Annotated in this window: 28 protein-coding genes and 3 tRNA genes; 17 read left to right on the top strand and 14 right to left on the bottom strand. The window is 58.2% G+C overall.

Annotated features, from left to right (window positions below; genetic code table 11):
- The first annotated feature begins 513 nt into the window (after positions 1-513).
- The 4 genes from ACQKEK_RS11060 to ACQKEK_RS11045 all read left to right on the top strand — a co-directional run bounded on the left by ACQKEK_RS11060 (position 514) and on the right by ACQKEK_RS11045 (position 5,015).
- Positions 514-1,908, top strand: coding sequence for an enolase C-terminal domain-like protein (locus tag ACQKEK_RS11060; protein ID WP_499142622.1), 1,395 nt, complete (start codon positions 514-516; stop codon positions 1,906-1,908).
- A 50-nt stretch (positions 1,909-1,958) separates the two neighbouring features.
- Positions 1,959-2,927 (top strand): Bug family tripartite tricarboxylate transporter substrate binding protein, encoded by a 969-nt coding sequence (locus tag ACQKEK_RS11055; RefSeq protein WP_499142621.1) that lies wholly within the window; start codon positions 1,959-1,961, stop codon positions 2,925-2,927.
- Between the two features lie 69 nt (positions 2,928-2,996).
- Complete coding sequence (locus ACQKEK_RS11050; RefSeq protein WP_499142620.1) at positions 2,997-3,485, top strand: tripartite tricarboxylate transporter TctB family protein; 489 nt, start codon at positions 2,997-2,999, stop codon at positions 3,483-3,485.
- A 9-nt stretch (positions 3,486-3,494) separates the two neighbouring features.
- The gene (locus ACQKEK_RS11045) at positions 3,495-5,015 is read left to right on the top strand and encodes a tripartite tricarboxylate transporter permease (RefSeq protein WP_128122003.1); all 1,521 of its coding nucleotides are present in this window, start codon (positions 3,495-3,497) and stop codon (positions 5,013-5,015) included.
- Between the two features lie 82 nt (positions 5,016-5,097).
- Here ACQKEK_RS11045 and ACQKEK_RS11040 read toward each other — a convergent pair whose 3' ends face one another.
- Positions 5,098-6,252, bottom strand: a complete 1,155-nt coding sequence (locus tag ACQKEK_RS11040) for an L-talarate/galactarate dehydratase (RefSeq protein ID WP_499142618.1) — start codon at positions 6,250-6,252, stop codon at positions 5,098-5,100.
- A 412-nt stretch (positions 6,253-6,664) separates the two neighbouring features.
- Between ACQKEK_RS11040 and ACQKEK_RS11035 the strand changes: the two genes are divergently transcribed.
- From ACQKEK_RS11035 to ACQKEK_RS11010, 6 genes are all read left to right on the top strand, one after another.
- Positions 6,665-7,489: an NAD-dependent epimerase/dehydratase family protein gene (locus tag ACQKEK_RS11035; protein ID WP_499142617.1), complete on the top strand. Its 825-nt coding sequence runs from the start codon at positions 6,665-6,667 to the stop codon at positions 7,487-7,489.
- Between the two features lie 36 nt (positions 7,490-7,525).
- A complete protein-coding gene (locus ACQKEK_RS11030) occupies positions 7,526-8,425 on the top strand; it encodes an SMP-30/gluconolactonase/LRE family protein (RefSeq protein WP_499142616.1) in 900 nt (299 codons plus the stop codon).
- An 86-nt stretch (positions 8,426-8,511) separates the two neighbouring features.
- Positions 8,512-9,486, top strand: coding sequence for a TRAP transporter substrate-binding protein (locus ACQKEK_RS11025; RefSeq protein ID WP_045427275.1), 975 nt, complete (start codon positions 8,512-8,514; stop codon positions 9,484-9,486).
- A gap of 66 nt (positions 9,487-9,552) precedes the next feature.
- Positions 9,553-10,080 (top strand): TRAP transporter small permease, encoded by a 528-nt coding sequence (locus tag ACQKEK_RS11020; protein WP_216706833.1) that lies wholly within the window; start codon positions 9,553-9,555, stop codon positions 10,078-10,080.
- Complete coding sequence (locus ACQKEK_RS11015) at positions 10,081-11,361, top strand: TRAP transporter large permease (RefSeq protein WP_046161302.1); 1,281 nt, start codon at positions 10,081-10,083, stop codon at positions 11,359-11,361. It begins immediately after the preceding gene.
- A 140-nt stretch (positions 11,362-11,501) separates the two neighbouring features.
- Positions 11,502-12,410, top strand: coding sequence for an EamA family transporter (locus ACQKEK_RS11010; RefSeq protein ID WP_064482291.1), 909 nt, complete (start codon positions 11,502-11,504; stop codon positions 12,408-12,410).
- Positions 12,411-12,537: 127 nt separating this feature from the next.
- Here ACQKEK_RS11010 and ACQKEK_RS11005 read toward each other — a convergent pair whose 3' ends face one another.
- Positions 12,538-13,290, bottom strand: a complete 753-nt coding sequence (locus tag ACQKEK_RS11005; protein ID WP_045427263.1) for a FadR/GntR family transcriptional regulator — start codon at positions 13,288-13,290, stop codon at positions 12,538-12,540.
- Between the two features lie 169 nt (positions 13,291-13,459).
- Between ACQKEK_RS11005 and ACQKEK_RS11000 the strand changes: the two genes are divergently transcribed.
- Positions 13,460-13,705: a PA2433 domain-containing protein gene (locus tag ACQKEK_RS11000; RefSeq protein WP_128121439.1), complete on the top strand. Its 246-nt coding sequence runs from the start codon at positions 13,460-13,462 to the stop codon at positions 13,703-13,705.
- A 562-nt stretch (positions 13,706-14,267) separates the two neighbouring features.
- On the opposite strand, the gene ACQKEK_RS10995 is transcribed toward ACQKEK_RS11000, so the two are convergent.
- From ACQKEK_RS10995 to gacA, 8 genes are all read right to left on the bottom strand, one after another.
- A complete protein-coding gene (locus ACQKEK_RS10995) occupies positions 14,268-14,543 on the bottom strand; it encodes a hypothetical protein (protein WP_499142614.1) in 276 nt (91 codons plus the stop codon).
- Positions 14,544-14,724: 181 nt separating this feature from the next.
- Positions 14,725-14,811: transfer RNA gene (locus tag ACQKEK_RS10990), tRNA-Leu, on the bottom strand.
- Between the two features lie 133 nt (positions 14,812-14,944).
- Entirely contained in the window at positions 14,945-15,139 is a 195-nt protein-coding gene (locus tag ACQKEK_RS10985; protein WP_499142613.1) for a PLDc N-terminal domain-containing protein, read from the bottom strand.
- A gap of 175 nt (positions 15,140-15,314) precedes the next feature.
- Positions 15,315-15,388: transfer RNA gene (locus ACQKEK_RS10980), tRNA-Cys, on the bottom strand.
- A gap of 43 nt (positions 15,389-15,431) precedes the next feature.
- Positions 15,432-15,507 (bottom strand) — tRNA-Gly (locus ACQKEK_RS10975).
- 69 nt (positions 15,508-15,576) lie between these two features.
- Positions 15,577-16,134 carry a CDP-diacylglycerol--glycerol-3-phosphate 3-phosphatidyltransferase gene (gene pgsA, locus ACQKEK_RS10970; protein ID WP_064482294.1) on the bottom strand — a complete coding sequence of 186 codons (558 nt, stop codon included), beginning with the start codon at positions 16,132-16,134 and terminating at the stop codon, positions 15,577-15,579.
- A gap of 34 nt (positions 16,135-16,168) precedes the next feature.
- Complete coding sequence (uvrC, locus tag ACQKEK_RS10965; RefSeq protein WP_499142612.1) at positions 16,169-17,989, bottom strand: excinuclease ABC subunit UvrC; 1,821 nt, start codon at positions 17,987-17,989, stop codon at positions 16,169-16,171.
- Complete coding sequence (gene gacA / locus ACQKEK_RS10960) at positions 17,989-18,633, bottom strand: response regulator transcription factor GacA (RefSeq protein WP_181690034.1); 645 nt, start codon at positions 18,631-18,633, stop codon at positions 17,989-17,991. Before gacA ends, uvrC begins: the two co-directional genes overlap by 1 nt.
- 222 nt (positions 18,634-18,855) lie before the next feature.
- Between gacA and ACQKEK_RS10955 the strand changes: the two genes are divergently transcribed.
- Entirely contained in the window at positions 18,856-19,581 is a 726-nt protein-coding gene (locus ACQKEK_RS10955; protein ID WP_128121448.1) for a hypothetical protein, read from the top strand.
- Positions 19,582-19,658: 77 nt separating this feature from the next.
- On the opposite strand, the gene ACQKEK_RS10950 is transcribed toward ACQKEK_RS10955, so the two are convergent.
- Genes ACQKEK_RS10950 through ACQKEK_RS10935 form a run of 4 tightly spaced genes read right to left on the bottom strand, consistent with a single transcriptional unit; the run spans position 19,659 to position 23,138 of the window.
- Complete coding sequence (locus ACQKEK_RS10950) at positions 19,659-19,895, bottom strand: thioredoxin family protein (RefSeq protein WP_499142611.1); 237 nt, start codon at positions 19,893-19,895, stop codon at positions 19,659-19,661.
- Between the two features lie 19 nt (positions 19,896-19,914).
- Positions 19,915-20,919 (bottom strand): permease, encoded by a 1,005-nt coding sequence (locus ACQKEK_RS10945; RefSeq protein ID WP_499142610.1) that lies wholly within the window; start codon positions 20,917-20,919, stop codon positions 19,915-19,917.
- 12 nt (positions 20,920-20,931) lie between these two features.
- Positions 20,932-22,011 (bottom strand): ACR3 family arsenite efflux transporter, encoded by a 1,080-nt coding sequence (gene arsB / locus ACQKEK_RS10940; protein WP_499142609.1) that lies wholly within the window; start codon positions 22,009-22,011, stop codon positions 20,932-20,934.
- 32 nt (positions 22,012-22,043) lie between these two features.
- Complete coding sequence (locus tag ACQKEK_RS10935; protein WP_499142607.1) at positions 22,044-23,138, bottom strand: ArsO family NAD(P)H-dependent flavin-containing monooxygenase; 1,095 nt, start codon at positions 23,136-23,138, stop codon at positions 22,044-22,046.
- 164 nt (positions 23,139-23,302) lie between these two features.
- On the opposite strand from ACQKEK_RS10935, the gene ACQKEK_RS10930 reads away from it, so the two are divergent.
- From ACQKEK_RS10930 to ACQKEK_RS10910, 5 genes are read left to right on the top strand one after another with little or no spacing between them, the layout of a single operon-like run.
- On the top strand, positions 23,303-23,716 hold the full coding sequence (locus ACQKEK_RS10930; protein WP_499142606.1) for an arsenate reductase ArsC: 414 nt from the start codon (positions 23,303-23,305) through the stop codon (positions 23,714-23,716).
- A 7-nt stretch (positions 23,717-23,723) separates the two neighbouring features.
- The gene (locus tag ACQKEK_RS10925) at positions 23,724-24,080 is read left to right on the top strand and encodes a metalloregulator ArsR/SmtB family transcription factor (protein ID WP_499142605.1); all 357 of its coding nucleotides are present in this window, start codon (positions 23,724-23,726) and stop codon (positions 24,078-24,080) included.
- A 13-nt stretch (positions 24,081-24,093) separates the two neighbouring features.
- Positions 24,094-24,579 (top strand): arsenate reductase ArsC, encoded by a 486-nt coding sequence (locus ACQKEK_RS10920; RefSeq protein WP_499142604.1) that lies wholly within the window; start codon positions 24,094-24,096, stop codon positions 24,577-24,579.
- Positions 24,576-25,289: an arsenical resistance protein ArsH gene (gene arsH, locus ACQKEK_RS10915; RefSeq protein WP_499142603.1), complete on the top strand. Its 714-nt coding sequence runs from the start codon at positions 24,576-24,578 to the stop codon at positions 25,287-25,289. Before ACQKEK_RS10920 ends, arsH begins: the two co-directional genes overlap by 4 nt.
- 17 nt (positions 25,290-25,306) lie before the next feature.
- A complete protein-coding gene (locus ACQKEK_RS10910; protein ID WP_499142602.1) occupies positions 25,307-25,801 on the top strand; it encodes a phosphatase domain-containing putative toxin in 495 nt (164 codons plus the stop codon).
- Positions 25,802-25,805: the final 4 nt, after the last annotated feature.

Genomic DNA, 25,805 nt, shown 5'->3' with positions numbered 1-25,805 from the left:
TCGTTCCTCATATGTCTCAGGCTTCTTTCTTGCGCTGCCAAAGGTAGCCGATGAAATGCCACGATGTAGATCTGGCTCGACCCTATTGAAACAAATAAATGACCGCCCGGTCATACGGGGCCGATTAGTTTGTTTCACCGATTTGACAACCATGAATCGCGCTGATAAAAATCCCTGCAAGTCATACGACAACGTATGACATCTACAACAACCAGAGCCTGAAAGCCATGGATCAATCAGCGGTATGCCGCCTTGCAAACTCCCCGCTCTGCCGCACCCTGGTGCATCCATCGAACGTAGTCGCCACGGCGGCCGGTCAGCGTCACCGCGCCGTTGTCTTCGACCGCAGCCGCTGCAGGCCGCGGCACCCGCGACCAAACCCTCCCTTCGTTGCGGGTCTGTTGATCATGATCCGCCAGCCTGAGCAGGCCATCGAGCTTTAGAGAACCCGTCCCGCCGATAGGCGCTGATACCTACATTCGCTCATAAAAACAATCAGGAGCAAGACGACAGATGCAAGACACTCGAACGGCGACGTCACCAGTAGTGAGGGAGATGCAAGTCATCCCGGTTGCGGGTTACGACAGTATGCTGCTGAACCTGTGTGGTGCCCACGCGCCCTACTTCACTCGCAATCTGGTGATCCTCAAGGACAGCGCTGGCCGCACCGGTATTGGCGAAGTGCCGGGTGGCGAAGGCATCAGGCAAGCCTTGGAGCGAACCAAAGGTCTGGTTATTGGCCAGCCGATCGGCCGCTACAACGGGATACTCAACGCATTGCGTCGCGGCATTGCTGTCGGGTCAGCGACGGGCCCGCAGGCTACGCAACACGAGGTGACCTCCGAAGCGGAAGCGGCAGTCCTCAAGCAGCCGCATGAGATCAATCTGCGCCTGGACAATGTCATCACAGCGGTGGAAGCCGCCCTTCTCGATCTGCTCGGTCAACATCTCGATGTGCCGGTCGCCGAGCTGCTCGGCAGCGGCCAGCAGCGCACCAGCGTGCCAATGCTGGCGTACCTCTTCTATATAGGAGATCGCAACCGTACCGACCTGCCCTACCTGGCCGGTACCGGTTCGGCGGATGACTGGTACCACATTCGTCATCAGGAAGCGGTGACTCCGGCCTCCATCGTCCGGCTGGCTGAGGCCGCTACCGCGCGCTACGGTTTCAAGGATTTCAAACTCAAGGGCGGTGTAATGCGTGGTAGCGAAGAGATGCAGGCGATTGCCGGCATCAAGTCACGCTTCCCTGACGCCCGCGTCACGCTTGATCCCAATGGGGCCTGGTCACTGGCCGAAGCCATCGAACTGTGCAAAGGCCAAGGCCATATCCTCTCCTACGCAGAAGACCCGTGCGGCCCAGAGAACGGCTACTCCGGTCGCGAGATCATGGCCGAGTTCAAGCGCGCTACGGGCATTCCCACCGCCACCAACATGGTCGCCACCGACTGGCGTCAGATGGGCCATTCGCTGCGCCTCGAAGCGGTCGACATCCCATTGGCCGATCCACATTTCTGGACCATGCAGGGTTCGGTACGACTGGCGCAAATGTGCGAGCAGTTCGGCCTGACCTGGGGTTCGCATTCGAACAATCACTTCGACGTCTCGCTAGCGATGTTCACCCATGCTGCGGCCGCAGCACCGGGCAACATCACGGCCATCGACACCCACTGGATCTGGCAGGAAGGCCAGGAGCGTCTGACCCGTGAACCGCTGCAGATCGTTGGCGGCACGGTTCAGGTGCCGGACAAGCCGGGCCTTGGCATCGAACCGGATATGGACCGGATCATGGCCGCCCATGAGCTGTACAACAAGGTCGCGACCGGCGCCCGAGACGATGCCATGGCCATGCAGTACCTGGTCCCTGGCTGGAAGTACGACCCCAAGCAACCAAGCCTGGGCCGCTAACAAAGAAGATCAAAGAAGCGCCGCAACCCCAACCACCGGAGAGACATACAATGAAAAAAGCTATCAGCGCCTCCCTCGTTTCCGCCCTTCTCGCCACTGCCGTCAGCAGCGCCTTTGCTGCTGAAACCGAATGGCCCACTCGCCCGGTACAGGTCGTCGTCATCGCCAACGCTGGCGGCGACACCGACTTCAACGCCCGCACCATGGCCAAGTACTTCACCAAGCTCACCGGCAAGGCGATGGTCATCACCAACGTCGCTGGCGGTGGCGGAACGCTCGCAGCCGAACAGGTCAAGCAGGCCGATCCGGATGGCAACACCATCCTTTTCACACATACCGGACAGATGATCGTCAATGAGGTAGCCGGCCTGACCGAGGACAGCCTGGACGCCTTCGATATCTGCTGTATCGCGGGTGTGGACAAAGGCACCGTGTTCGTTGCGTCGAAAAGCTCAGGCCTGAAGACGCTAGAAGACCTGATCTCCAAATCCAAAGCCGAGCCGAGCAGCGTCACCTACGGCACCGAGATGGGCAGCTACTCCCACCTGCAGGGTCTGATGTTCGAAGGCCTGACCGACACCAAGCTGAAAATGGTCGACGCTGGCACAGTCTCCGAGAAAGTCGTCGCCCTGCTGGGTGATCGTATCGACCTCGCTGCGATCAGCTACGGCTCGGTGCAGGATTATGTGACCAGTGGAGACATGGTTGCCCTGGGCCAGCCCAACGAGGAGCGCAATCCACTGCTTGGTGACGTGCCGACGTTCAAGGAGCAAGGCGTCGACTTCGTCATGGAGAAGCCCTACATCGTGGCGTTCCCGGACGGTACTGATCCGGCAATCATCGAGAAGATGTCAGGCATCGTGAAACAGATCACCGAGATGCCTGAGTACGAGGAAGAGCTGCGCAAGACGTTCAAGCAGCCGGTCAGCTATTTCGATACCAACCAGTCGATCGACCGCCTGACGAACACCCGCGAAGACTTCATGAAGTACAAGGACGAACTGCGTCAGAGCAAGTAACGCCCGCGGCACGATGCCGGGCGTACCCGCTGCGCCCGGCAGCCTTCCCTCTGAATCGAGAGCAGTCCCATGGATACCTACAAGAGAAAGGAGTTACTGGTCGGAGCCCTGATGCTGGGTGCCGGCCTGTTCTACCTGTTCCTGACGATCAATCTTCCGCGCAAAGGTTTTATCGACGCCTCCACCGTTCCCTATGTCCTATCCGTTGGGCTATGCCTGCTGGGCGCGCTGCAGTTGTTGATCGCGACCAAGGCCACCCAGCCTCCCGCTAATCCCGATGCAGATGCTGACCCGTCGGCTACAACGCCGCCGGACTATCCAACGGTATTCAAAACGCTCGGATTGATCGCGGTCTATGTTGCCCTGCTGCAAAACGTCGGCTTCCCGATCATGACCGTGCTCTATCTGTATGCGCAGTTCATCGTCATCACACCGCGCGAGCAGAAGGTCAACCACATCACCTATATCGTCATCGCGGTGGTGACCTCCGCTTTGATCTTCTTCACCTTCCGACAGGGCTTCGATCTGATGCTCCCGACCGGCTTTCTGAAAATCTAGGAGGCGGCCATGTTCGAATTACTGCAGGCCGGCTTTGGCGCGGTTTTCTCGCCCTATATCTTTATCCTGATTACCCTTGGCGTTGCCGTGGGCATCGTCTTCGGTGCGGTTCCTGGGCTCTCGGCTACCATGGCGATCGCGCTGTGTTTGCCGCTGACTTACACCATGGGCCCTGCTGCGGGCCTGTCGTTATTGGTGGCCTTATTCATCGGCGCGACCTCCGGCGGCCTGATCTCCGCCATCCTGTTGAAGATTCCCGGTACGCCCGCCTCCATCGCCACAACGTTCGACGGCGCCCCGATGATGGAAAAAGGCGAAGGGTTGAAGGCGCTGGGTGTCGGTGTCGTGTTTTCCTTTCTCGGCACCATCTTCAGCATCGTCGCGCTGATGTCCATTGCGCCCTCGCTGGCAAAAATTGCCTTGCGCTTCGGGCCCCATGAATACTTTTCCATCGCAATCTTTTCACTGACGCTGATCGCCACGCTGTCCACCGGCTCGCTGCTTAAAGGCATTTACGCTGGCACGCTTGGCTTTGCGTTCTCGACCGTGGGCATCGCCCCGGTCGACGCCATCCGCCGCTTCACATTCGACTCGCCGAACCTCAACGGCGGTTTCGCCATGCTGACGGTGATGATCGGCATGTTTGCCGTGGCGGAAGTGATCAAGATCGCCGAGACCGGCAGAGCGGCACACAAAAGCAAGATCGCCTCAGTGAGCATGAAAGGCGTGAAAGGCTTTGGTTTCTCCCTGAAGGAATTCTTCGGGCAGATTCCTAACGCGTTTCGCTCCGGGCTGATCGGTATCGGGATTGGCATCTTGCCGGGCATCGGCGCGGGCACCTCGAACATCGTGTCGTACATCATCGCGAAGAAGCGTTCCAAGCATCCCGAGCTGTTCGGCAAGGGGGCCGTGGAAGGGGTCGTCGCCAGTGAAACCGCCAACAACGCGGGCATCGGTAGCGCCATGATTCCGCTGATGACGCTCGGCATTCCGGGCGACACCGTGACCGCGATTCTCCTCGGCGGCTTCATGATCCATGGCATCCAACCGGGCCCGCTGCTGTTCATCAGCCAAGGAGCATTGGTGTACACCATCTTCGCCGCGCTGATTCTCGCCTCGGTGATGATGCTGGTTCTGGAGTTCTACGGGCTGCGCATCTTCATCAAGCTGCTGGCCGTGCCCAAGCACATCCTGCTGCCGATCATCCTTGTGCTTTGCGTTGTGGGTGCGTTCGGCCTGAGCAGTCGGGTGTTCGACGTCTGGACCATTCTGCTGTTCGGCCTGATTGGTTACGGCTTCGTCAAGGGCGGGATGCCGGCCGCGCCGTTCATTATCGGCTTCATCTTGGGGCCAATGGCTGAAACGAATCTGCGGCGTGGCCTGATGTTGTCTGACGGCAACTTCATGGGCTTTCTCAGCAATCCCATTTCCGCCACATTCCTGTTCCTGGCGCTGGCGTCGGTGGCCTGGCACCTGTTCAGCGCACTGCGTAGCCGAAAAAATACTGCGGCCAGGCTGCAGGAAACCTGAGTCAGCGCCGCCTAGCCCGCTACGCTGGGCTAAGCGGTACTCAAGAGGTTTCGAGACCGCGCCTGAGGGCGCGGTGTTTCGTTCAGGCGCGCTTGCCGATCTCCACTTCAGCCAGCGTCCAACCCGCGATCTGGTCGCTCAGGCTCAACCCCAAACCGGGTCGGTTCGGGACGATCATTTTCCCGTCGCGGATCTCCAGACGCTCATTGAATGCCGGCTCCAGCCATTCAAAGTGCTCCACCCAAGTTTGGTGCTCATAGGCAGCCGCCAGATGCAGGTGAATTTCCATGACGAAGTGTGGGGCCATAACCATGCCGCGCTGCTCGGCCGCATGCGCCACCTTGAGAAACGGCGTGATGCCGCCCAGGCGTGGGGCGTCATGCATGATCACGTCCACCGCGCCGGTGTCGACATAGCCCAGCGCTTCGGTAGCGCTGGTGAGCATTTCGCCCGTACCGATCGGCGTGTCCAGCTGTGCAGCCAATGCGGCGTGACCGGCGACGTCGTGGGCGTCTAGCGGCTCTTCAATCCATTCGAGCTGGTACTGCTCGAGCTCGCGCCCCATTCGCAGTGCAGTGATGCGGTCCCATTGCTGGTTGACGTCAACCATCAGCGGTACGTCTTCGCCTAGATGCTTGCGTAGGGCCTCGACGCGCTGCAGATCCAAACGCCGGTTCGGTTGGCCGACCTTCATCTTGATGCCGCCAATGCCGCGCTCCCGCGACTGGGTAGCCTTGTCGAGCAATTCCTCGATAGGTGCCTGCAGATACCCACCCGAGGTGTTGTAGCAAGGCACAGCACTGCGGTGCGCGCCAAGCAATTTGGACAGCGGCAGCGCTGCACGCCGTGCCTTTAAATCCCACAGCGCTGTATCGATTGCTGCAATCGCCTGCGTCGCAACGCCGCCACGACCGACCGATGCGCTGGCCCAGATCATTTTGCTCCAGAGTCGGGAAATGTCGCTGGGGTCTTCCCCGAGCAGAAGCGGCGCGATTTCCTGAGCATGGGCATATTGCGCGGGGCCTCCCGTACGCAGGCTATAACTAAAGCCGAGCCCGCGATGCCCCTGGCTGGTTTCAATTTCCGCAAACAGCAAGCTGACGGACTCAAGGGGCTTCTGCCGCCCGGTCAAAACCTTTGCATCGCTCACGGCCTTGCGCAGCGGCAAGGTTACTGTCCTCAGCTTGACCCAGCAGATGCCATCATCCGCCAGCACCGTGTTCGGTTGAATAGCCATCGGTTGTCCTCGTTCAGGTTAGGAATGCTTGCCAATCGTGCCACTTTGCACTGCGTTCCACTCTAGAGGACGGTCCGGCTAGCGTCGCAATGTCATCATACAACCTCAATCCCCGCGGCTGTCAGGCTCGGCCCCATTAGTGAACGGCGCCACACTCGACTTTAGTGGTATGTGAATAGACCCACGGGCTCGCTAGCGTGACCTTTTCATGGCGCAAAATAAGTGCTTTAAGCGGCGAAACCAGTGGCTTTGGGGGCTATTTCCAGACTCGATACCGCCGAGTAAAACGACTTGCGCAAGCTTGAAACAATCGACTTGTCAGGTTGACAAAAGCCCATAACCGCAGAAATAATCGAGTCAAGTCATCTGACAACCGATGACACCAAAAACAATAAGCGATGGGCAGACCTCAATGACAAGCACGACGACCGCTCCCACACCCTTGAATCGCCTCCTGCTGACAGGCGCCGCAGGAGGATTGGGCAAGGTGTTACGTGAAACGCTTCGCCCCTATGCCAAGATCATCCGCCTCTCCGATATCGCCCCCATGGATGCTCCCACCGGCGATCACGAAGAAGTGGTGCAGTGCAATCTTGCAGATAAAGCCGCTGTGCACGCCCTCTGCGAAGGCGTCGATGCAATCGCCCACTTCGGTGGCGTTTCGGTAGAGCGTCCTTTCGAGGAAATTCTCGAAGCCAACATCAAGGGTGTATTCCATATCTACGAAGCGGCACGCAAGCAAGGCATCAAGCGTGTGATCTTTGCCAGCTCCAACCATGTGATCGGGTTTCACAAGCAGACTGAAACCATCGATGCCAACGCTCCCCGTCGTCCGGACAGCTATTACGGGTTGTCCAAATCATATGGCGAGGACATGGCGAGCTTCTACTTCGATCGCTACGGCATCGAGACCGTCAGCATCCGCATCGGCTCCTCGTTTCCCGAGCCACTCAACCGCCGGATGATGGCCACCTACCTCAGCTATCGCGACCTGACCAACCTGATCGAGCGCTCGCTGTTCACCCCGAACGTAGAGCACACCGTTGTCTACGGCGCCTCGGCGAACCGTGACCTGTGGTGGGACAACCACATGGCCACGCACCTGGGTTTCGAGCCGCAGGACACCTCCGAAGTGTTCCGCGAAAAAATCGAACAGCAACCGCCCTATGCGCCCAATGATCCAGCCCTGATTTACCAGGGTGGCGCCTTCTGCGAAGCAGGCCCGTTCGACGACTGATTCCCGCCACGCCGCGAAAATAACAAGAGAATCGCCATGGCAAACTCAGCAGAACTGATAGTCGACGCACAGAACGCAACGGGCGAGAGCCCGGTCTGGGTGGCCTCCGAGCAGGCGCTCTATTGGGTCGACATACCCAACAGGCAGCTGCTTCGCTGGAAGGCGTCAGATGCTTCTGTGACGCGCTGGACCGGTGATCAGATGATCGCCTGTATCGCTCGCCGCGAAGGTGATGCGAATCGTTGGGTTGCCGGTATGGAAGACGGCATTTTCGAAGTCGCCCCGCAGAACGACGGCACACTCGGCAGCACTCGCCTTGCCGGCGTGCAGCATGGCGCGAGCAACATGAGATTCAATGACGGGCGCTGCGACCGTCAGGGCCGCTTCTGGGCTGGCACCATGGTTATGGATATGGCCGCTGGCACTCGGGCCGGCGCGCTCTACCGGATCGATGGTTCGACTGGCCGCGAATCGCTCGAGGCTCAGCTGCAGGATTTCATCGTACCCAACGGGCTGGGATTCAGCCCCGACGGGCGCACCATGTACCTTTCCGACTCGCACCCCAGCGTGCAGGCCATCTGGGCCTTCGATTACGACATCAACAGTGGCACGCCGAGCAACCGCCGGCTGTTCGTCGACATGAACCAACATCCCGGCCGACCCGACGGCGCGGCGGTTGATGTTGATGGCTGCTACTGGATTTGCGGTAACGATGCCGGCCTTATCCACCGTTTCACCCCGGATGGACGCCTCGATCGCTCGCTGGAAGTGCCAGTGAAGAAGCCAGCCATGTGCGCCTTCGGTGGCTCCGGCCTGGACACCTTGTTTGTCACATCCATCCGCCCGGGCGGTGATCTCTCCGATCAACCCTTGGCTGGTGGTGTATTCGCCCTGCAACCCGGCGTCGCCGGACTGGAGGAGCCTCGCTTCCGATAACGCTTCACCCACAAGGACGGGCACCCAGTGTCCCGGTCTTGTCGCTTGCAACGCTACATACCAACAAAAACAAGACGGAGATTCACATGGACTTCAAACGCAAGTTGCTCATCGCTGCACTCCCGCTGGCCTTCTGCCTGTCGAGCACCGCCTACGCGGAGATGACGCTGAAAATCGCTGAGATCCACCCTGCCGGTTATCCGACCGTGGTCGCTCAGGAAAACATGGGCAAGAAAATTGAAGAAGCCACCGACGGTGAGCTCAAGTTCCGCATGTTCTCAGGCGGCGTGCTGGGTTCGGAGAAAGAAGTCGTCGAACAGGTTCAACTCGGCGCGGTGCAGATGACCCGTGTCAGCCTGGGCACACTCGGCCCGGTCGTTCCGGACGTCAACGCCTTCAACATGCCGTTTGTGTTCCGCGATCACGAACACATGCGCAAAGTTATCGATGGTGAGATCGGCCAGGAAATCCTCGACAAGATCACCAACTCCGATTTCAACATGGTCGGCCTGGCATGGATGGACGGTGGCGTACGCAACCTCTACACCAAAGAGCCCGTGCGGAATCTTGAAGACCTCAAGGGCATGAAAATCCGCGTTATGGGCAACCCATTGTTCATCGATACGCTGAACGCCATGGGTGCCCAGGGCGTTGCGATGAATACCGGCGAAATCTTCAGCGCCCTGCAAACCGGTGTGGTCGATGGTGCTGAGAACAACCCGCCAACCATGCTTGAGCACAATCACTTCCGTGCTGCGAAGAACTATTCGCTAACCGGTCACCTGATCCTTCCCGAGCCGATTGTGATGTCGAAGACGACCTGGAACAAGCTCACCCCGGAGCAGCAGGAAATCGTCATGAAATACGCCAAGGAAGCGCAGATGGAAGAGCGCAAGCTGTGGGACGAGAAGACCGCTAGCAGCGAAGCCAAGCTCAAGGAAGAAGGCGTCACCTTCATCGAAGTCGACAAGAAGCCCTTCTACGATGCGACCGCCCCGGTTCGCGAAAAGTACGGCGCACCTTACGCCGAGCTGATCAAGCGAATCGAAGCCGTTCAGTAATCCGTTCCCTCTGAAAAACCTCGCGGCGACGAGCTTCGCTCGCCGCCGCGCCTGTGGTGAAGTCTGATGAAAAACACGCTGCTGCGCGTCAACGACGCGATCTACAAGACCTGTGTTTGGGTCGCGGGGCTGGCCATCGTGGTCATGTCCATGATCATCCCCTGGGGGATCTTCGCGCGCTACGTGCTGGGCTCTGGTGGCGGCTGGCCTGAACCCGTGGCCATCCTGCTTATGGTGATCTTTACCTTTCTCGGCGCTGCGGCGAGCTACCGCGCCGGCGCGCATATGGCGGTGACCATGTTCACCGACCGCCTGCCTGAGCATCTGCATCGGCATATCGAACTGCTGGTACAGATCCTGATGGGCATCATCTGCCTGTTCATGACCCTCTGGGGCATCAAGCTGTGCATCGCGACCTGGAATCAGTTCATGAGCACGCTGCCGACCCTTCGTGTTGGCATTACCTACTCACCCATCCCAATCGGTGGCGCTATCACGCTGTTGTTTGTCATCGAACGCATTATCTTCGGCGACCAGAGCCACCGGCGTGCGGTCAATTACGAGCTGGTCGAAGACAGCAAGGAGGCCGTGTAAATGGACGCGCTGATTCTACTCGGCAGCTTTGCCGTACTCTTTCTGCTGCGGATGCCAGTGGCATACGCACTGGGCATGTCAGCGCTGATCGGCGCCTGGTGGATTGATATTCCGTTCGATGCGGTGATGATCCAGGTCGCTGGCGGCGTCAACAAGTTCTCCCTGCTGGCAATTCCATTCTTCGTTCTGGCCGGTGCGATCATGGCCGAGGGCGGAATGTCCCGGCGACTGGTGGCTTTCGCCGCGGTACTGGTTGGCTTCGTGCGCGGCGGCCTGTCCTTGGTGAACATCATGGCGTCGACCTTTTTCGGCGCGATCTCCGGCTCGTCACTGGCGGACACTGCTTCGGTAGGTTCGGTGTTGATCCCGGAAATGGAGAAAAAGGGCTACCCTCGCGAGTTTTCCACGGCCGTTACGGTCAGTGGTTCTGTCCAGGCGCTGCTGACTCCACCCAGCCACAACTCGGTGCTGTATTCGCTGGCCGCTGGCGGCACCGTTTCGATCTCGTCACTGTTCATCGCGGGTATCGGGCCTGGTTTGTTGCTCAGCGCCGTGATGATGACCATGTGCCTGATCTTTGCCCGGATACGCAACTACCCTAAGGGCGAGGTCGTTCCGCTCAAGCAGGCGTTGAAGATCTGTGTCGAAGCGCTGTGGGGCCTGATGACCATGGTCATCATCTTGGGCGGCATTCTTTCGGGTGTATTCACGGCAACCGAATCAGCGTCCATCGCGGTGGTATGGGCCTTCTTCGTCACCATGTTCATCTACCGTGACTACAAATGGCGCGAGCTGCCAAAGCTGCTGCACCGCACCGTTCGTACCCTCTCGGTGGTGATGATCCTGATCGCGTTCGCGGCAAGCTTCGGCTACATCATGACGTTGATGCAGATCCCGTCGAAGATCACCACGATGTTCCTGACCCTGTCGGACAATCGCTATGTGATCCTGATGTGCATCAACATGATGCTGCTGGTCCTTGGCACGCTGATGGACATGGCGCCGCTGATCCTGATCCTCACGCCGATTCTGATGCCTGTCATCACCGGTATTGGTGTCGATCCAGTGCACTTTGGCATGATCATGCTGGTGAACCTCGGCATTGGTCTGATCACACCACCGGTAGGTGCGGTACTCTTCGTCGGCGCCGCGATCGGCAAGGTCACCATCGAGAACACCGTCAAGGCACTGCTGCCCTTCTATGTGGCGCTGTTCATGGTGCTGCTCGCGGTTACCTATATCCCCGCGATCTCGCTCTGGTTGCCCAGCGTGGTGCTCTGATAGCCCAGTAACTTCGACGCCGCCCACCCGGGCGGCGTTTTTGCTTTGCAGGCCCGAACGATCAAGCAATGAAACAACTGCCACTGCCGTTGCAGGCGGCGCCCGAACACCGTGATGCTGCTTAACACAGGATTGACCCGATGCAAGCTGCTACACCGTTTCCACGTCATATTGCCGTACTGATTCTGGCCACCTTGGCTTGCTCGTTCGCAGCCAACCATATCGCCGCGCGCATCGCGTTCGATCACGATACCGGTCTGTTGCTGGCCATGCTCTGCCGCGCCGGCGTGACACTGCTGGCTTTGGCTGCGCTTGTATTCTGGAGGCGCGAGTCCCTGCGCTTGAGTCGCACCACGTGGCGTTGGCAGATCCTTCTTGGGCTTCTGATTACGGTCCAGAGTTTTTGCATCTACTCAGCGGTGGCGCGCATTCCGGTTGCGCTGGCTCTGCTGGTCGTCAATCTCTCGCCCATCCTGCTGGCACTGCTCACATGGGCGCTGGGCGGGCCGAGACCGACACGCCACGCGTTGGCGATCATGGGTCTGATCCTGGTCGGCCTGGTACTGGTTCTGGACGTTCCCACACGTCTAATGACCAGCGAGGCGCCTGACGCTCAATGGATCGCTGGCATCCTGTTCAGCCTTACCGCAGCCGGGGTATTCGCGCTGGCGCTATGGGTCACCGAGCATAAGCTATCGGGCATGGCCGGCTCGGTGCGAAGCATGCTGACATTAGTTGTGGTGTTTGGCGCCTCCGCCCTGCTCGGCGCAAGCGGCGTTATACCAGGTGGCCTGGGCCTGCCCAGCGCAACGGCTGGTTGGATCGCATTGGGTTGCCTGGTGCTTCTCTATGGCGCGGCGTTTTCCACGCTCTTCATCTGCATGCCGCGGCTTAACATCGCTCGCAATGCACCCGTCATGAACATGGAGCCGGTCGCTGGAATGCTGCTTGGCTGGTTGGTGCTTGGCCAGTTGCTGGCCCCCATGCAGATACTGGGTGGCCTGATTGTGGTCGGAGGTATCGTCCTGCTGGCGTACCGCAAGAACTGAGCAAGCCAACCCAAGGTGAGTTGGCGCGCTTGCGCCAACGGGTGACGTTCAATCCACAAAGCTCTATTGGCAGAGTCCGAACGCGAAGCACGAGGTCGGCGGCAGGTTCCGATTCTGAGAGTCGGTGTCAGCTGACCTTGTCCGTTTCCGCCTCTTCATGAGCCTGACGCAGTCGCTCGCGGCTATTGGTCAGATGCAGACGCATTGCAGCTCGAGCTGACTCTGCGTCCTGACGAGCGATAGCGTCGTAGATCTGCTCATGTTCGCGGCCCAAGCGCTGCTGATAGTGCGGTTGATCATCATGAGCCAGCCGCGCGGAGTTGAGCCGGCTGCGAGGAATGATCGCTGTGCCCAGGTGATTCATGATGTCCGTGAAGTAGCGGTTGCCGGTTGCTTCGGCAATCTGCAAATGGAACTGGAAATCCGACACGGCCGCTTCACTGGAAAGCGCTGCACTTCGCTGTAGTGAGTCCAAAAAGTCGCGCATTGCCGCCAATTGCTCGGGCGTCCGTCGCTGTGCCGCCAACCCGGCGGACTCGACTTCTAGGCTGATCCGCAGCTCCAGTATCGACAATACGTCGCGAAGCGTCCCGATAGTGGCTGGGTCGATGCGCAGGCCGGTGGTGCTCGGAGTGTCGAGCACGAAAGTGCCAATGCCATGGCGAGTCTCAACCAAGCCAGACGCCTGAAGACGCGAGATTGCCTCACGCACAACCGTCCTGCTGACGCCCTGGGCCTGCATGATCGCTGACTCAGTAGGCAACTTGTCGCCGCGCTTGATGACGCCGTCGCGGATCTGCTGCGACAGCTCGGTCACAAGTTCCTGTGCGAGGCTGCGGTGCTTACGGCGAACGCGTGGCTGAGCGATCTCGTTTTCCATGGACACATCGATCTCTATGAAGCGGACTGGGACATATCATAGCCCAGCAGTTGTACGATAACTATCGCAACGCTCACCAATTGAGCGCTCCACAACCTTATATCGAAAAGCCGCACGGTTTCCACACCGCTCCTATACTCACGAATGCCACTCAACCGGAGATAAGATAATGCGCCGCTTACTCTTATTCATCGCAGCAGCCGCTCTTGCTGCGCCAGTCTGGGCAATGCACTGCCCAATGGACATGGCCAAGATCGACAAGCAATTAGAAAGCAATCCGCCAAGCGATCCGGCAACGCTGGAGAAGGTAAAGGAATTACGAGCGGAAGGAGAGCAGCTGCATAAAGCGGGAGATCACACCCAGTCACTCCAGGTTCTCGAGCAAGCACAAGCGTTGCTCGACTCTGCTCAGTAATCGTCGATAGTGAATGGCCAGCCTACGTGCTGGCCGTCTTCGCTACGGCGGGTTGACGCCGCCTAGGCATCTGACTCGCATTTCCTTTCGTTCAAAATCTTCCTCACTGCTGAGCGTGTCGTAGCCTCCTGGGCAAATTTCATCCGCGCGAGTCCTGCAGCCTGCTTGGCCGGCCTTGTCGCAGGCGAAAACGTACTCATCGGATGGCTGCGCTGGCGATACGGTCTCAAAACCACTGCAGCCAACCAGTGTCAGTACGGCTCCTACGGTAAGACTGATGCGATAAGTGTTTTTGAACATTGGCTGAATGTCTCGCTCGATTTGCTACACCGATGCGTTGATCGCCTACTGCGCGTAAGCTTTGGCTGACCCACAGCGGTGAAGTTAGATGATTTCGCTTTGCACGTGCCTCCCCTACTCTGTTCACCAGTAGCGCAGGAGGCGCAGAGGGACAGGGAGGCCCTAAAAGGATCATTCGCAGGCATGCGAATCAAAGGACAACGGAACGACTGGCTAGACGCCTACAGCCCCGCCTCGTGCGGGGCTTTTTATTGCGCGATCACTAGCGTGGGTTCGGCGCGTCATCCAGTTCTGCCCTATCTGGTTCGATGTCAGGCACACCGTCCATCACCTGCCCTTCCTTGGGATTGTTTCGTGGCGTGGTGCCGTCATTTTCCGGTAGCTCGTCCACTCCGGCTTCGCCGCCTGGGCTGACATCCGTCCGCTCGGATCCTAGTGGCGGTGGCGAGCCGGGGATGATTACGTCATCTGTGCCCGCACGTTCGGCTCTTGATGCATCGTTATTCTGGGTCGATAGATCATCTGGTTTGTTGCCCATCGCTTGATCTCCTCCGCGCAGCGAATGCTTACAGATAAGAGGAGTGAGGCGGCCCTGCGTTCACGAAGATGCGTTGCCACTGGTCACATGCAATGCGCCAATGGCGTCGAGGATTGAGGCTCAAAACGAAAAAACCGGCTGCGATGGCCGGTTTAGATACCAAGGTATCAGTGTGTCCCGATGGTGCCCGGAGCGGGAATCGAACCCGCATACCCTTTCGGATGAGGGATTTTAAGTCCCTTGCGTCTACCAGTTTCGCCATCCGGGCGGGACGGTGATGCGCGATCACAATCGCGGCGCAGGACTATAACGAGGCTCTGGTCGAGGCGCAACCCGAACGGCACTACGCCGCGTCTATATACGGCCTAGCGGGCACGGACCAATAGCTCAACGTCATCAATTCAATGCCGATGGCGAAAACCGACGATTAGCCAGAACACCAATCCGAGTATCGGAAAGATAGCGATGCCCAGCGCCCATAGTGCTTTCGCCCCTACGCTTCTATCACTTTTAAATACACTGATGATTGCTAACAGATCCAGCACGATAACGATGCCGGCAAGCGCAATGGCGAGGTAGCTCATTACATCTGACATAGACGTCCCCTAAACAGACTCTCTATGTTTCAGTCACCGCCCGAGCCGCTACAGTTCCGAGTTAGAGCGGATGCGTTTCGCCAATGACGCTAATTAGATAACGCGAAAGTTTTGGCGAGCCACAAATTGAGCGCATAAAAAAACCGCAAGCTTTCGCCTGCGGTTTCTTTATTACTGGAGGCCGATGTCGGAATCGAACCGGCGTACACGGATTTGCAATCCGCTGCATAACCACTCTGCCAACCGGCCTCAAACGATAACGCCGCATACAGCGGCGTCATCGTCAACAAACTGGAGCGGGAAACGAGACTCGAACTCGCGACCCCGACCTTGGCAAGGTCGTGCTCTACCAACTGAGCTATTCCCGCATCGTCTTGGTGACGGGCGCCATTTTATAGTTTCAGGACGCCCCGTCAAGCCCTTGATTAAAAAAGTTTTTATTTCTTTTCCGTAGGACTGAGATGGGGCCAGGCGGCCATCAGGTAATTCACCATCGACCACAGCGTCAGGCCCGCGGCGACTATGAGCAACGCATACCCCAATCCAACCCAGACGGTCGTCAGCGGAGGATTGGCGAGCAGGATGATGAGCGCCACCATTTGTGCTGCTGTCTTCCACTTGCCCAAATTGGACACCGCCACCTGCGCTCGAGCGCCCAGTTCTGCCATCCATTCGCGCAGCGCTGAAATCACGATCTCCCGGCCGATGATGATCGCGGCCGGCAGGGTCAGCCAAAGGTTCGAATGCTCTTCGACCAGCAGAACCAGGGCCACGGCAACCATCAGCTTGTCCGCGACCGGATCAAGAAAAGCGCCAAAGGGCGTGCTTTGTTGAAGTTTACGAGCGAGGTATCCGTCCAGCCAGTCAGTGACGGCGGCGATGGCGAAAACGGCGCTTGCCGCCAGATAACTCCACTGAAAAGGCAAATAGAACAACAGGATGATGATCGGTATCAGCAGTACGCGTAGCACGGTGAGAATGTTTGGGATGTTCATCGATACCACTGGTCCGCGGATTTAGGAGGGGATTCTACTCACTGTGCAGAGCGGCATAAATCGACTCGGCAAGCTTTTTACTGATACCTGGAGCCTTGGCTATTTCGTCAAGGCTCGCACGGCTGAGTTCTTGAAGACCACCGAAGTGCTTGAGCAGTTCTCGGCGGCGTTTCGGTCCGATGCCAGGCACACCTTCCAAAGTCGAGGTTGTACGCGCTTTTCCCCTCCGCGCTCTGTGACCGGTGATTGCGAAACGGTGGGCTTCGTCGCGCACCTGCTGGATCAGATGGAGCGCAGGTGAATCGCCCGGCAATGTAAATTCATGTGCTGCATCGTTCAGGTACAGCGTCTCGAGACCCGGCTTGCGGGTAACGCCCTTCGCCACACCTAACAAAATCAAGTCAGGCACTGCCAGCTCCTGTAGCACTTCGCGAGCCATTTTCATCTGGCCCTTACCGCCGTCCACCAGCAGGATGTCGGGCAGCTTGCCCTCCCCCTCGGCTGCTTTCTTAAAGCGGCGCGAGAGCGCCTGGTGCATCGCCGCATAATCGTCGCCAGCAGTGACGCCTTCGATGTTGTAGCGCCGGTAGTCGGACTTCAGTGGCCCTTCCGGGCCGAAAACCACACAGGATGCGACGGTCGCTTCGCCACTGGAGTGGCTGATGTCGAAACATTCCAGCCGGCTCGGCTGCTCATCCATATCCAACGCCTCAGCCAGTGCCTGGAACCGTGCAGCCAGATGCTGACGGCTCGCCAGTCTCGCGCCGAGCGCTTGTTCGGCGTTGGTCAGCGCCAGCTGTTGCCAACGCGCCCGAGTACCGCGAACTCGATGGGTGATGATCAACTCGACGTCACGGAGCTCGGATACCGCGCTAATCAGGGTTTCGAAGTCTTCATGTACCGCATTGACGATCAGCTCGGAGGGCAGATCGCGCTCCATAGAGCTGAGATAATACTGCTCCAGAAACGCCTGGAGCACATCGCTGACGCTTTCTTCGATGGCAACCTGAGGAAAGAAATTCTTGCTGCCCAGTACTCGACCGCTGCGCACGCTGATTAGATGAACGCAGGCGCCACCCGGGCTCACTACGGCGGAGACGATGTCAACGTTGCCGCTGCCACCCTCCATGCTCTGCTGGTCCTGGACGCGTCGCAGGATGCCAATCTGGTCCCGTATCTCCGCGGCACGCTCGAAATTAAGCTCCATAGCGGCCTTTTCCATGTTCTTGGAAAGCTCCTCCGCCAGGGCATTGCTGCGCCCTTCCAGAAACATGACCGAATGACGAACGTCTTCGGCATATTCTTCCGCGTCAACGAGGTTTACGCATGGAGCCTTGCAACGCTTGATCTGATACTGCAGGCATGGACGGGTACGATTTCGGTAATAGCTGTCTTCACACTGGCGTACGAAAAAAGCTTTCTGCAACAAGCTCAGGCTTTCACGAATCGCTCCGGCGCTGGGATACGGGCCGAAATAGCGGCCGATCTCTTTCTTGGCGCCTCGGTGGATGCTGAGCCGAGGAAAATCGCCACTTGAAAGAAATACATAGGGATACGACTTATCGTCGCGTAGCAGGATGTTGTATGGCGGCCGCCATTGCTTGATGAGCGTTTGCTCGAGCAGCAGCGCTTCGGTTTCGTTGGCCGTGATCGTTGTTTCGACCTGGGCGATCCTGGCCACGAGCGCGGCCGTTTTCGGCGCTTGCCCGACCTTACGGAAATAACTGGCCAGGCGCTTCTTGAGATTCTTCGCTTTCCCGACATAGAGCAGCTTGGCTTCGGCGTCGAACATCCGGTAGACACCGGGACGCCCACTGCAAGACGCAAGGAACGCTGAGGAATCAAAGCCACTCATCAATTGATGGTGTCGACCATGCCGTGTCGAACAGCCAGCAACGCCAGCTCGACATCACTGGTGATCGAGAGCTTTTCGTAGATGCGATAGCGATAGGTATTGACTGTCTTAGGCGACAAACAGAGCTTGTCGGAAATAGCCTGGACCTTCTGACAGTTCGCGATCATCAGTGCGATCTGGATCTCCCGTTCGGACAGAAGGTCGAAAGGAGAACCGTTAACCTTGGGCTGAAAGGACTTCAGTGCAAGTTGCTGGGCGATCTGGGGGCTAATGTAGCGCTGGCCCGCAAAAACCATGCGAATCGCCTGGATCATTTCATCCAGCGCGGCACCTTTGGTCAGGTAGCCGGCTGCACCGGCTTGAAGCAGCCGTGTTGGAAACGGATCTTCCTCGCAAATGGTGACCGCTATGACCTTGATGTCCGGGTGGCTACGCAGTAGCTTGCGTGTCGCCTCGAGGCCGCCGATGCCTGGCATCTTTACGTCCATCAAAACAACGTCCGGCTTGAGGTCGCGGGACTTCTTGATCGCCACCTCACCGGATTCCGCCTGACCTACCACTTGCAGGCCGTCGATATCGGCAAGCATGCGGGAAATGCCTGTGCGTACCAGATCGTGGTCATCGACCACAAGCACCCTAATCAAGCAGACACCTCGTTCTGTACAAATCTGAAGCTGGCTGACTGCTCGCTTCGTAAGCGGCGAACTTTAACAAAAAATTTGCTGCGTTACCCAGACCATACATCGCAGAGTGGCACAGAGCCACCACCGATACCACCTAACGGCGCGACATTAAGGTGAACGTGTGCCGGTGGACCGAAGTCTGTCTTATTGATCGAAACCTTATCAATAGGCGAATCGCTCTTGATTAGCAGCTTAGTCGCAGCCTTCGTTTTGGCGTCCGTTCATGTGTTTGCTGGACGTCTGCGTCAGCTCAACCGTCTTCCTCGCAGCCGATGGCTCTCCATGGCTGGCGGAGTTTCGGTGGCTTACGTGTTTGTTCATCTGCTGCCGGAGCTGGCTCGTGGCCAGGAAGTGCTGGGCGGAAGCGACTGGTGGTTGCTCAGCTATCTTGAGCATCATGTCTGGCTGTTGGCGTTGCTTGGGTTGGCCACCTTCTATGGCGTCGAGCGTGTGATCAAGGTGCATCGCCGTCGTCTCCCTGCGGATCAGGAGCCGCATGCCGGTGTGTTCTGGCTACACATTGGCGCGTTTGCGATATACAACGGGTTGATCGGCTACCTGTTGATTCATGGTGAGAACAGTAGCCTGACGACACTGATGCTCTATTGCGTCGCGATGAGTCTGCATTTCTTAGTCAACGACTTCGCCCTTCAGAGTGACCATAAGGGTTTATTCAGGCGTCGCGGTCGCTGGCTCCTCGCTGCCATGCCGCTTGCCGGCTGGACGCTGGGCCTTGCTAGCGAGGTTTCGGAGCTTGCCGTTTCGGCACTGACGGCATTCGTAGGTGGATCGATCATACTGAACGTTCTGAAAGAGGAACTACCCGAAGAGCGCGACAGCCGCTTCAGTGCCTTCCTGCTCGGCTCGGTGGGCTATTCGGTCCTGCTGCTCAGCGTTCAGGGCAGCTAACTGTGGCTCAGACGGGTCGCACGACCCGCGAGGTAAGGAGGGAGAACGCTCAAATCAACCATGAGCAACTCCTCAGCTCAGCGAGCCTTCAGCAATCGCTCGATTTCCCCTGGTGTCAGCACCTTCCCCATCGACACCACTTTTTCGTCAACGGCCAGGGCTGGAGTCGACATAACTCCGTGCGCGGCTATCTCCGCTATATCGGTGACCTTGACGATCTGTGCTTCGATCCCGAGGTTGCTGACGGCTTGGTGAGTATTTTCGGTGAGTGCAACGCACTTCTTGCAGCCGGTACCAAGGATTTTGATGATCATGGAATGATTCCTGGATGGGTCAGAGGAGCAGGTAACTGAAGCTATTGAAGAGATAGCCGATTAGCATGATTCCGACTATCACAATGCCGAAAAAAAGTGCCAGCAGCGGCGCCTTCACCACCTTTTTTAGCATGATGAGGGACGGCAGAGAGAGCGCCGTAACCGCCATCATGAACGCGAGCACAGTGCCAATTCCGACACCTTTACCGACCAGCGCCTCTGCAATAGGCAGGGTGCCAAAAATGTCGGCGTACATCGGCACACCGACGAGCACGGCCAGCGGCACCGACCACCAGTGGTCCTGGCCTATGGCGGCAGTGATCACGTCTGCTGGGATCCAGTTGTGTATCGCCGCGCCAACGCCGACCCCAAGCAGTACGTAAAGCCAGACTCTTTGAGCGATTTCGCTGACCTGATCACGTGCATAGGCGATCCGATCGCGCAGTGTCAGTTGCTCTCCCGGAAGCTCGAGAACCTTGTGCTGGGTTACGAAGGCTTCGACGTACTGTTCCATCTGCGCCTTACCGATCAGCGTCCCGCCAACTACCGCCAGGATGATGCCGACCACTACGTAGGCCAGCGCGATGGACCAATTGAACACGCTTGCCAGCAGGATCATCGAGGCCAGATCCACCAGCGGCGAGGAAATGAGAAAGGAGAAGGTCACGGCTAGCGGCAGCCCCGAGCTGGTAAAGCCGATGAACAACGGGATCGACGAGCAGGAGCAAAAAGGCGTGACCGTCCCAAGCAATGCCCCAGTGAGGTTTGCCTTATAGCCATGCATGCTGCCGAGAATCCGCCGGGTGCGTTCCGGTGGAAAGTAACTTTGTATCCACGAAATCAGGAAGATCAAAGCTGACAGCAAGATGAAAATCTTGATTACGTCATATATGAAGAAGTGCAGGCTGCCGCCTAGGCGGCTAGCCAAGTCCAGTTCGAACACTTCCTCGACCAGCAAACGCACCAGATAGGAAAGCCAGTCCATGCGTAACAGCTGGTCATTGAGCCACTTGAAAGCATCCACCTGCTTCTCCCATCAGCCTTGCGGCAGCGCCCGTTCATACCAGCTTCGGCTTTTGTTGACGGTACGAACCAGCCAAAGCATCACCGGCACCTCGATAAGCACACCGACGACCGTCGCCAGAGCGGCACCCGAGTTGAAACCGTATAGAACGATAGCGACCGCCACGGCGAGCTCGAAAAAATTCGACGCGCCGATCATGGCGGACGGCCCCGCGATGTCATGGCGCACTTTCAGCTGTCGGTTGAGCCAGTAACCCAATGCGGCGATCACCAGCGTTTGCAGCAGGATCGGCACGGCCAGCATGGCGATCACCAGTGGTTGTTCGACAATAGCTTCACCCTGGAAAGAGAACAGCAGCACCAGCGTCGCAAGCAGTGCCATGATCGAGAACGGCTGGATACGTGCCAAGGCTGCCTGAAATCTGTCCTCACCAGGCTTGCGTAGACGGCTGCGAATGAACTGAGCAATCGTCAGCGGAATGACGATGTACATCACTACCGAAAGGATCAGCGTGTCCCAGGGCACAGGAATCGAGGAGACGCCCAGCAGCAACGCCACGATGGGCGCAAAGGCGAACACCATTATCAGGTCGTTGACTGCCACTTGCGTAAGGGTGAAGTTGGCGTTGCCGTTACACAGGTTGCTCCAGACAAACACCATGGCCGTGCAGGGCGCCGCACCGAGCAGAATTAGCCCGGCAACGTAGCTATCGATCTGGTCTGCAGGTAGCCAGTCGGCGAAGACATGCCGCAGAAACAGCCAAGCAAGAAACGCCATGGTGAACGGCTTGATTGCCCAATTCACGAGCAAGGTCACACCCATTCCCGCGCGGTGCTCAAAGACTTCATGGAGCGCACTGAAGTCGATCTTCATCAACATCGGGATGATCATCACCCAGATCAGCACCCCAACCGGGATGTTTACATTGGCCAGCTCCATCGCGCCAACCGTCTGTGAGGCCTCAGGGGCAAACAGACCAATGAGCGTCCCAGCGATGATGCAGAGAAAGACCCAAAGGGTTAGGTAACGCTCGAAGAAACCGATCGGCGCACCCGCGGCTTTTTTTCCTATGGTTTCGCATTGAGTAGACATCAAGCTCCTCGTACCTCAACTTACGGAGGGTTCTAAAGCACTGGCGTGGGTGACGGCTCCGCCAGCATCTGGTCAATCTGCTCGACGGTGGTTCGCGCATAGCGAGTCACCCCGATCAAGGTGGCTGACGCGGGCCCTGTCCAGTCGCCATATCCCATTAGCCACAGGCTGGGCTGCTTCACTGATCGGGTTCCGTCCACCTCGACTCTGCCATCCGGTTCGATGACGCCCAGGCCGTCGAGGTGGGCTAACGCGGGTTTGAAGCCGGTGCACCAAACTACCGCATCGACCTGCTCGTAATGCCCGTCATCCCATTCGACCCCGTTTGCCGTAAAGCGAGCAAACGGTCGCTGCGCCGCTAACACGCCCCGTGCGCGGGCGTCTTTGACCGGCTCGACCATGACAATCTCTCCAAACCCGCCGGTTGGATCCTCAACGCTGCGACCTTCTTGCTGTGCTCTCCAGCGTTCGGTGGCGCGCTCGAACAGAACGCGTCCATCAACGTCGTCAGGCAGGAATGCGGGCTCCTGCTGGGTAATCCATATCGTTTCGGCTACGAGCGATAGTTCGGCGAGAATCTGCCCGCCGGAATTGCCGCCTCCGACTACCATTACCCGCTTGCCCGCAAACGGCTCAGCATTCACATAATGGGCAGAGTGTATCTGCAGCCCCTGATACAGCTCTCGGCCCGCATATTCCGGCACAACAGGCTGGCGCCAGGTGCCGGTCGCGCTGACCAGCGCTCGGCAACGCCACGTTCGATCCTCAGCACGCACCTCGAGCTGATCACCAATCCTGGTAACCGATCTGACATGGACCGGGCGTACGATAGGAAATTGGTACCTCTGTTCATAGCGCGATAAATAGTCGATCACGTCGTCACGGGTTGGTGTATCCGTCCGCGGGCTCGGCATCTGCCAGCCCGCAATCGAGCTCCAGGCCGCAGGCGAGAACAGCCTTAGCGACGACCAGCCATGCAGCCAGGCACCGCCAGCCCGCTCTTGGTCGTCCAGGATCAAGAACGATCGGTTCGTGCGGCGCAGGAAGTACGCTGTTGCCAAAGCTGACTGCCCGCCTCCGATCAGGATTACGTCAGGGCTGCTCGACGATGAGCCATCTGCCTCCATACCAACCACTCCTAATATTCGCTTTCCCGAATATGAACCCATGAAATCCCTTCGGCAAGTATGTTTTTAAATCTCCGAAGCTAATATCTGCGAAGGATATATTCGCTTTACAGGATATTTGCTAAACAATATATTCGGCCTTCGTTTTTATGGAGGCTAGGCCAATGTCCACCAAGTCCCGCGTGCTGTTCGTCTGTGTCGCCAATGCTGCACGCTCGCAAATGGCCGAAGCCCTTCTTCGGCATACCGCGCCCGATCAGTACGATGCATTCAGCGCCGGCACTAAGCCTGATGCGGTGGACCCATACGCTCAATCGGCGCTGGATCAGCTTGGGGTCTCGACTGATGGCTTACGAAGCAAATCAGTCGATGAGTTTGCAGGGCAGACTTTCGATTTCGTCATCACGCTTTGTGATAAAGCGGCACTTGAGTGCCACGCTCTTCCAGGGGCCGGAGAATTCATCACGTGGAATTTCCAGGATCCAGCAGACAGCCCCCAACCCGACGCCTACCGGCACACCCTTCACGAAATTCACGAGCGGATCAAAATGTTCGTCCTCGTAAAGCGCAAGCGATAAACAACTGATGATCGAACATCTGACGCCAGACACGGTTTTCAAATGTCTTTCCGATGAAACCCGAGCGCGCATGACCCTGCTTATCGCTCGCGAGGGTGAATTATGCGTCTGCGAGCTAACCACCGCGCTTGAGGAAAGCCAGCCCAAGATTTCGAGGCATCTCTCCCAGTTGAGAAGCTGCGCGATCCTTGAGGATCGACGCCAGGGTCAATGGGTGTATTACCGCTTGCATCCGCACCTGCCGGACTGGGTACACGAGATGCTGCGGGTCACTCTGAATGCCAATAAACGATGGCTAAGTCCTGACGCTGACCGCCTTGAACACATGCGTGATCGGCCTGGCCGAGCGACAGCCTGTGGCTGAACTGGAGAGATCAATGAATATTCTCTTTCTGTGCACGGCTAACAGTTGCCGAAGCATTCTCTCGGAGGCTGTTTTCAATCACCGTGCGCCGGATGGCTTGCGCGCGTTCAGCGCCGGGAGCACGCCACGGGGTGAGGTCAACCCGCTGACGCTTGCTGCGCTGAGTCGTCATGGAATCAGTTGCGATGGCTTGGCCAGCAAATCGATCGACAGCCTGGTCGAACTGCACCCCGACATCGTTATCACCGTTTGCGATAAAGCCGCCGGTGAGGCTTGCCCCGTCTTCTTTGGAGCCTCTACAACGTCACATTGGGGTCTTGCCGACCCGTCAGAACTCGACGCGCCGGAAGCCGCAGTGGCGCGCGAATTCGACGACACGCTGTCGATCATCGAAGCGCGAATTGCGGCATTCCTCGCACTCCCCCTCGGCCAGCTCGATGCAAACGCCCTCAAAGATGAGCTGGCGCGTATCGGCACCCTGATGCGAGAACACACATGAACGACGATTTGCCCAATACCGATTCCGAGCGCCTCGACCTGCCCAGCCTGGATAAGCTCGGCCTGCCGAGCGATCTGGAACACAAGCCACGCATCCTGTTGCTGTATGGCTCGAACCGTGAACGCTCATTCAGCCGCCTGATGAGTCAGGAGGCCGCGCGCTTGTTGGAGGCAATGGGTTGCGAGACACGGATCTTCGACCCCTCCGGCCTGCCACTGCCTGACGACGCCCCGGAGTCTCACCCCAAGGTCCAGGAGCTTCGCGATCTGGTTGTTTGGTCCGAAGGCCAGGTGTGGTGCTCGCCGGAACGTCACGGGGCGATGAGCGCAGTGTTCAAGGCGCAAATAGATTGGGTGCCGCTTAGCATGGGGGCGGTCCGCCCGACGCAGGGCAAGACGCTCGCGCTGATGCAGGTCTGTGGTGGCTCGCAATCCTTCAACGCGGTGAATCAGATGCGCGTTTTGGGCCGCTGGATGCGGATGGTCACCATCCCCAACCAGTCATCGGTACCCAAGGCGTTTCTGGAGTTCGACGACGCCGGTCGAATGAAACCGTCGGCCTATTACGACCGGGTCGTAGACGTGATGGAGGAACTGGTCAAGTTCACGCTGCTGATACGTGGGCGCGGCGGCTACCTTGTCGATCGCTACTCGGAGCGCAAGGAATCGGCCGAGGCCCTGTCTGCACGTGTGAATCAGCGCTCGATTTGAAACAAGGAAAGGCAACCATGTCGCACCCCTATGACCTTCTCAATATCCCAGGTCACGCAGGCCGCTTAATGTTCACGCCATGCCCAGGCACCAAGGGCACCCGCGTAAGCGAAGCGCTGACGACAATCGAATCAGCCGGTGCGCAGGTGCTTGTCACGCTGATGCCGGACACCGAGCTGGCAGCCAACCAGGCGGATGATCTTCCGGCGCGCTGCGCCGAACGAGGTATTGAATGGTTGCAGCTGCCGGTGGCCGACGAACAGGCCCCGCTGGCTGATTTCGATACTGCCTGGCGGCGCCACCGCGACACTATCCTTGCGCGGCTTGCCGACGGCGCCACGCTAGCGATCCACTGCAAGGGCGGTTCCGGACGCACCGGGCTGATTGCCGCGCGCATCCTCATTGAGCTGGGCATCCCCCGGGAGGCGGCCGTGAATCAGGTCCAGGCGCTTCGGCCCAAAGCCATTCAACACCCAGCTCATGTCGGCTGGCTCGCACAGTTTGGCGACTGATCTG

It is taken from the genome of Pseudomonas sp. NPDC077408 (genome assembly GCF_050269105.1).
Classification (GTDB): Bacteria; Pseudomonadota; Gammaproteobacteria; order Pseudomonadales; family Pseudomonadaceae; genus Stutzerimonas.
The sequence above is the reverse complement of the archived record's forward strand: the minus strand, read 5'-3'. Positions and strand labels throughout refer to the sequence as shown.

Excerpts from the sequence above, each read along its gene's own strand:
- ACQKEK_RS11060 (WP_499142622.1), top strand. The coding sequence starts at position 514 with ATGCAAGACACTCGAACGGCGACGTCACCAGTAGTGAGGGAGATGCAA.
- ACQKEK_RS11055 (WP_499142621.1), top strand. The coding sequence starts at position 1,959 with ATGAAAAAAGCTATCAGCGCCTCCCTCGTTTCCGCCCTTCTCGCCACT.
- ACQKEK_RS11050 (WP_499142620.1), top strand. The coding sequence starts at position 2,997 with ATGGATACCTACAAGAGAAAGGAGTTACTGGTCGGAGCCCTGATGCTG.
- ACQKEK_RS11045 (WP_128122003.1), top strand. The coding sequence starts at position 3,495 with ATGTTCGAATTACTGCAGGCCGGCTTTGGCGCGGTTTTCTCGCCCTAT.
- ACQKEK_RS11040 (WP_499142618.1), bottom strand. The coding sequence starts at position 6,252 with ATGGCTATTCAACCGAACACGGTGCTGGCGGATGATGGCATCTGCTGG.
- ACQKEK_RS11035 (WP_499142617.1), top strand. The coding sequence starts at position 6,665 with ATGACAAGCACGACGACCGCTCCCACACCCTTGAATCGCCTCCTGCTG.
- ACQKEK_RS11030 (WP_499142616.1), top strand. The coding sequence starts at position 7,526 with ATGGCAAACTCAGCAGAACTGATAGTCGACGCACAGAACGCAACGGGC.
- ACQKEK_RS11025 (WP_045427275.1), top strand. The coding sequence starts at position 8,512 with ATGGACTTCAAACGCAAGTTGCTCATCGCTGCACTCCCGCTGGCCTTC.
- ACQKEK_RS11020 (WP_216706833.1), top strand. The coding sequence starts at position 9,553 with ATGAAAAACACGCTGCTGCGCGTCAACGACGCGATCTACAAGACCTGT.
- ACQKEK_RS11015 (WP_046161302.1), top strand. The coding sequence starts at position 10,081 with ATGGACGCGCTGATTCTACTCGGCAGCTTTGCCGTACTCTTTCTGCTG.
- ACQKEK_RS11010 (WP_064482291.1), top strand. The coding sequence starts at position 11,502 with ATGCAAGCTGCTACACCGTTTCCACGTCATATTGCCGTACTGATTCTG.
- ACQKEK_RS11005 (WP_045427263.1), bottom strand. The coding sequence starts at position 13,290 with ATGGAAAACGAGATCGCTCAGCCACGCGTTCGCCGTAAGCACCGCAGC.
- ACQKEK_RS11000 (WP_128121439.1), top strand. The coding sequence starts at position 13,460 with ATGCGCCGCTTACTCTTATTCATCGCAGCAGCCGCTCTTGCTGCGCCA.
- ACQKEK_RS10995 (WP_499142614.1), bottom strand. The coding sequence starts at position 14,543 with ATGGGCAACAAACCAGATGATCTATCGACCCAGAATAACGATGCATCA.
- ACQKEK_RS10985 (WP_499142613.1), bottom strand. The coding sequence starts at position 15,139 with ATGTCAGATGTAATGAGCTACCTCGCCATTGCGCTTGCCGGCATCGTT.
- pgsA (WP_064482294.1), bottom strand. The coding sequence starts at position 16,134 with ATGAACATCCCAAACATTCTCACCGTGCTACGCGTACTGCTGATACCG.
- uvrC (WP_499142612.1), bottom strand. The coding sequence starts at position 17,989 with ATGAGTGGCTTTGATTCCTCAGCGTTCCTTGCGTCTTGCAGTGGGCGT.
- ACQKEK_RS10950 (WP_499142611.1), bottom strand. The coding sequence starts at position 19,895 with ATGATCATCAAAATCCTTGGTACCGGCTGCAAGAAGTGCGTTGCACTC.
- arsB (WP_499142609.1), bottom strand. The coding sequence starts at position 22,011 with ATGTCTACTCAATGCGAAACCATAGGAAAAAAAGCCGCGGGTGCGCCG.
- ACQKEK_RS10935 (WP_499142607.1), bottom strand. The coding sequence starts at position 23,138 with ATGGAGGCAGATGGCTCATCGTCGAGCAGCCCTGACGTAATCCTGATC.
- ACQKEK_RS10930 (WP_499142606.1), top strand. The coding sequence starts at position 23,303 with ATGTCCACCAAGTCCCGCGTGCTGTTCGTCTGTGTCGCCAATGCTGCA.
- ACQKEK_RS10925 (WP_499142605.1), top strand. The coding sequence starts at position 23,724 with ATGATCGAACATCTGACGCCAGACACGGTTTTCAAATGTCTTTCCGAT.
- ACQKEK_RS10920 (WP_499142604.1), top strand. The coding sequence starts at position 24,094 with ATGAATATTCTCTTTCTGTGCACGGCTAACAGTTGCCGAAGCATTCTC.
- arsH (WP_499142603.1), top strand. The coding sequence starts at position 24,576 with ATGAACGACGATTTGCCCAATACCGATTCCGAGCGCCTCGACCTGCCC.
- ACQKEK_RS10910 (WP_499142602.1), top strand. The coding sequence starts at position 25,307 with ATGTCGCACCCCTATGACCTTCTCAATATCCCAGGTCACGCAGGCCGC.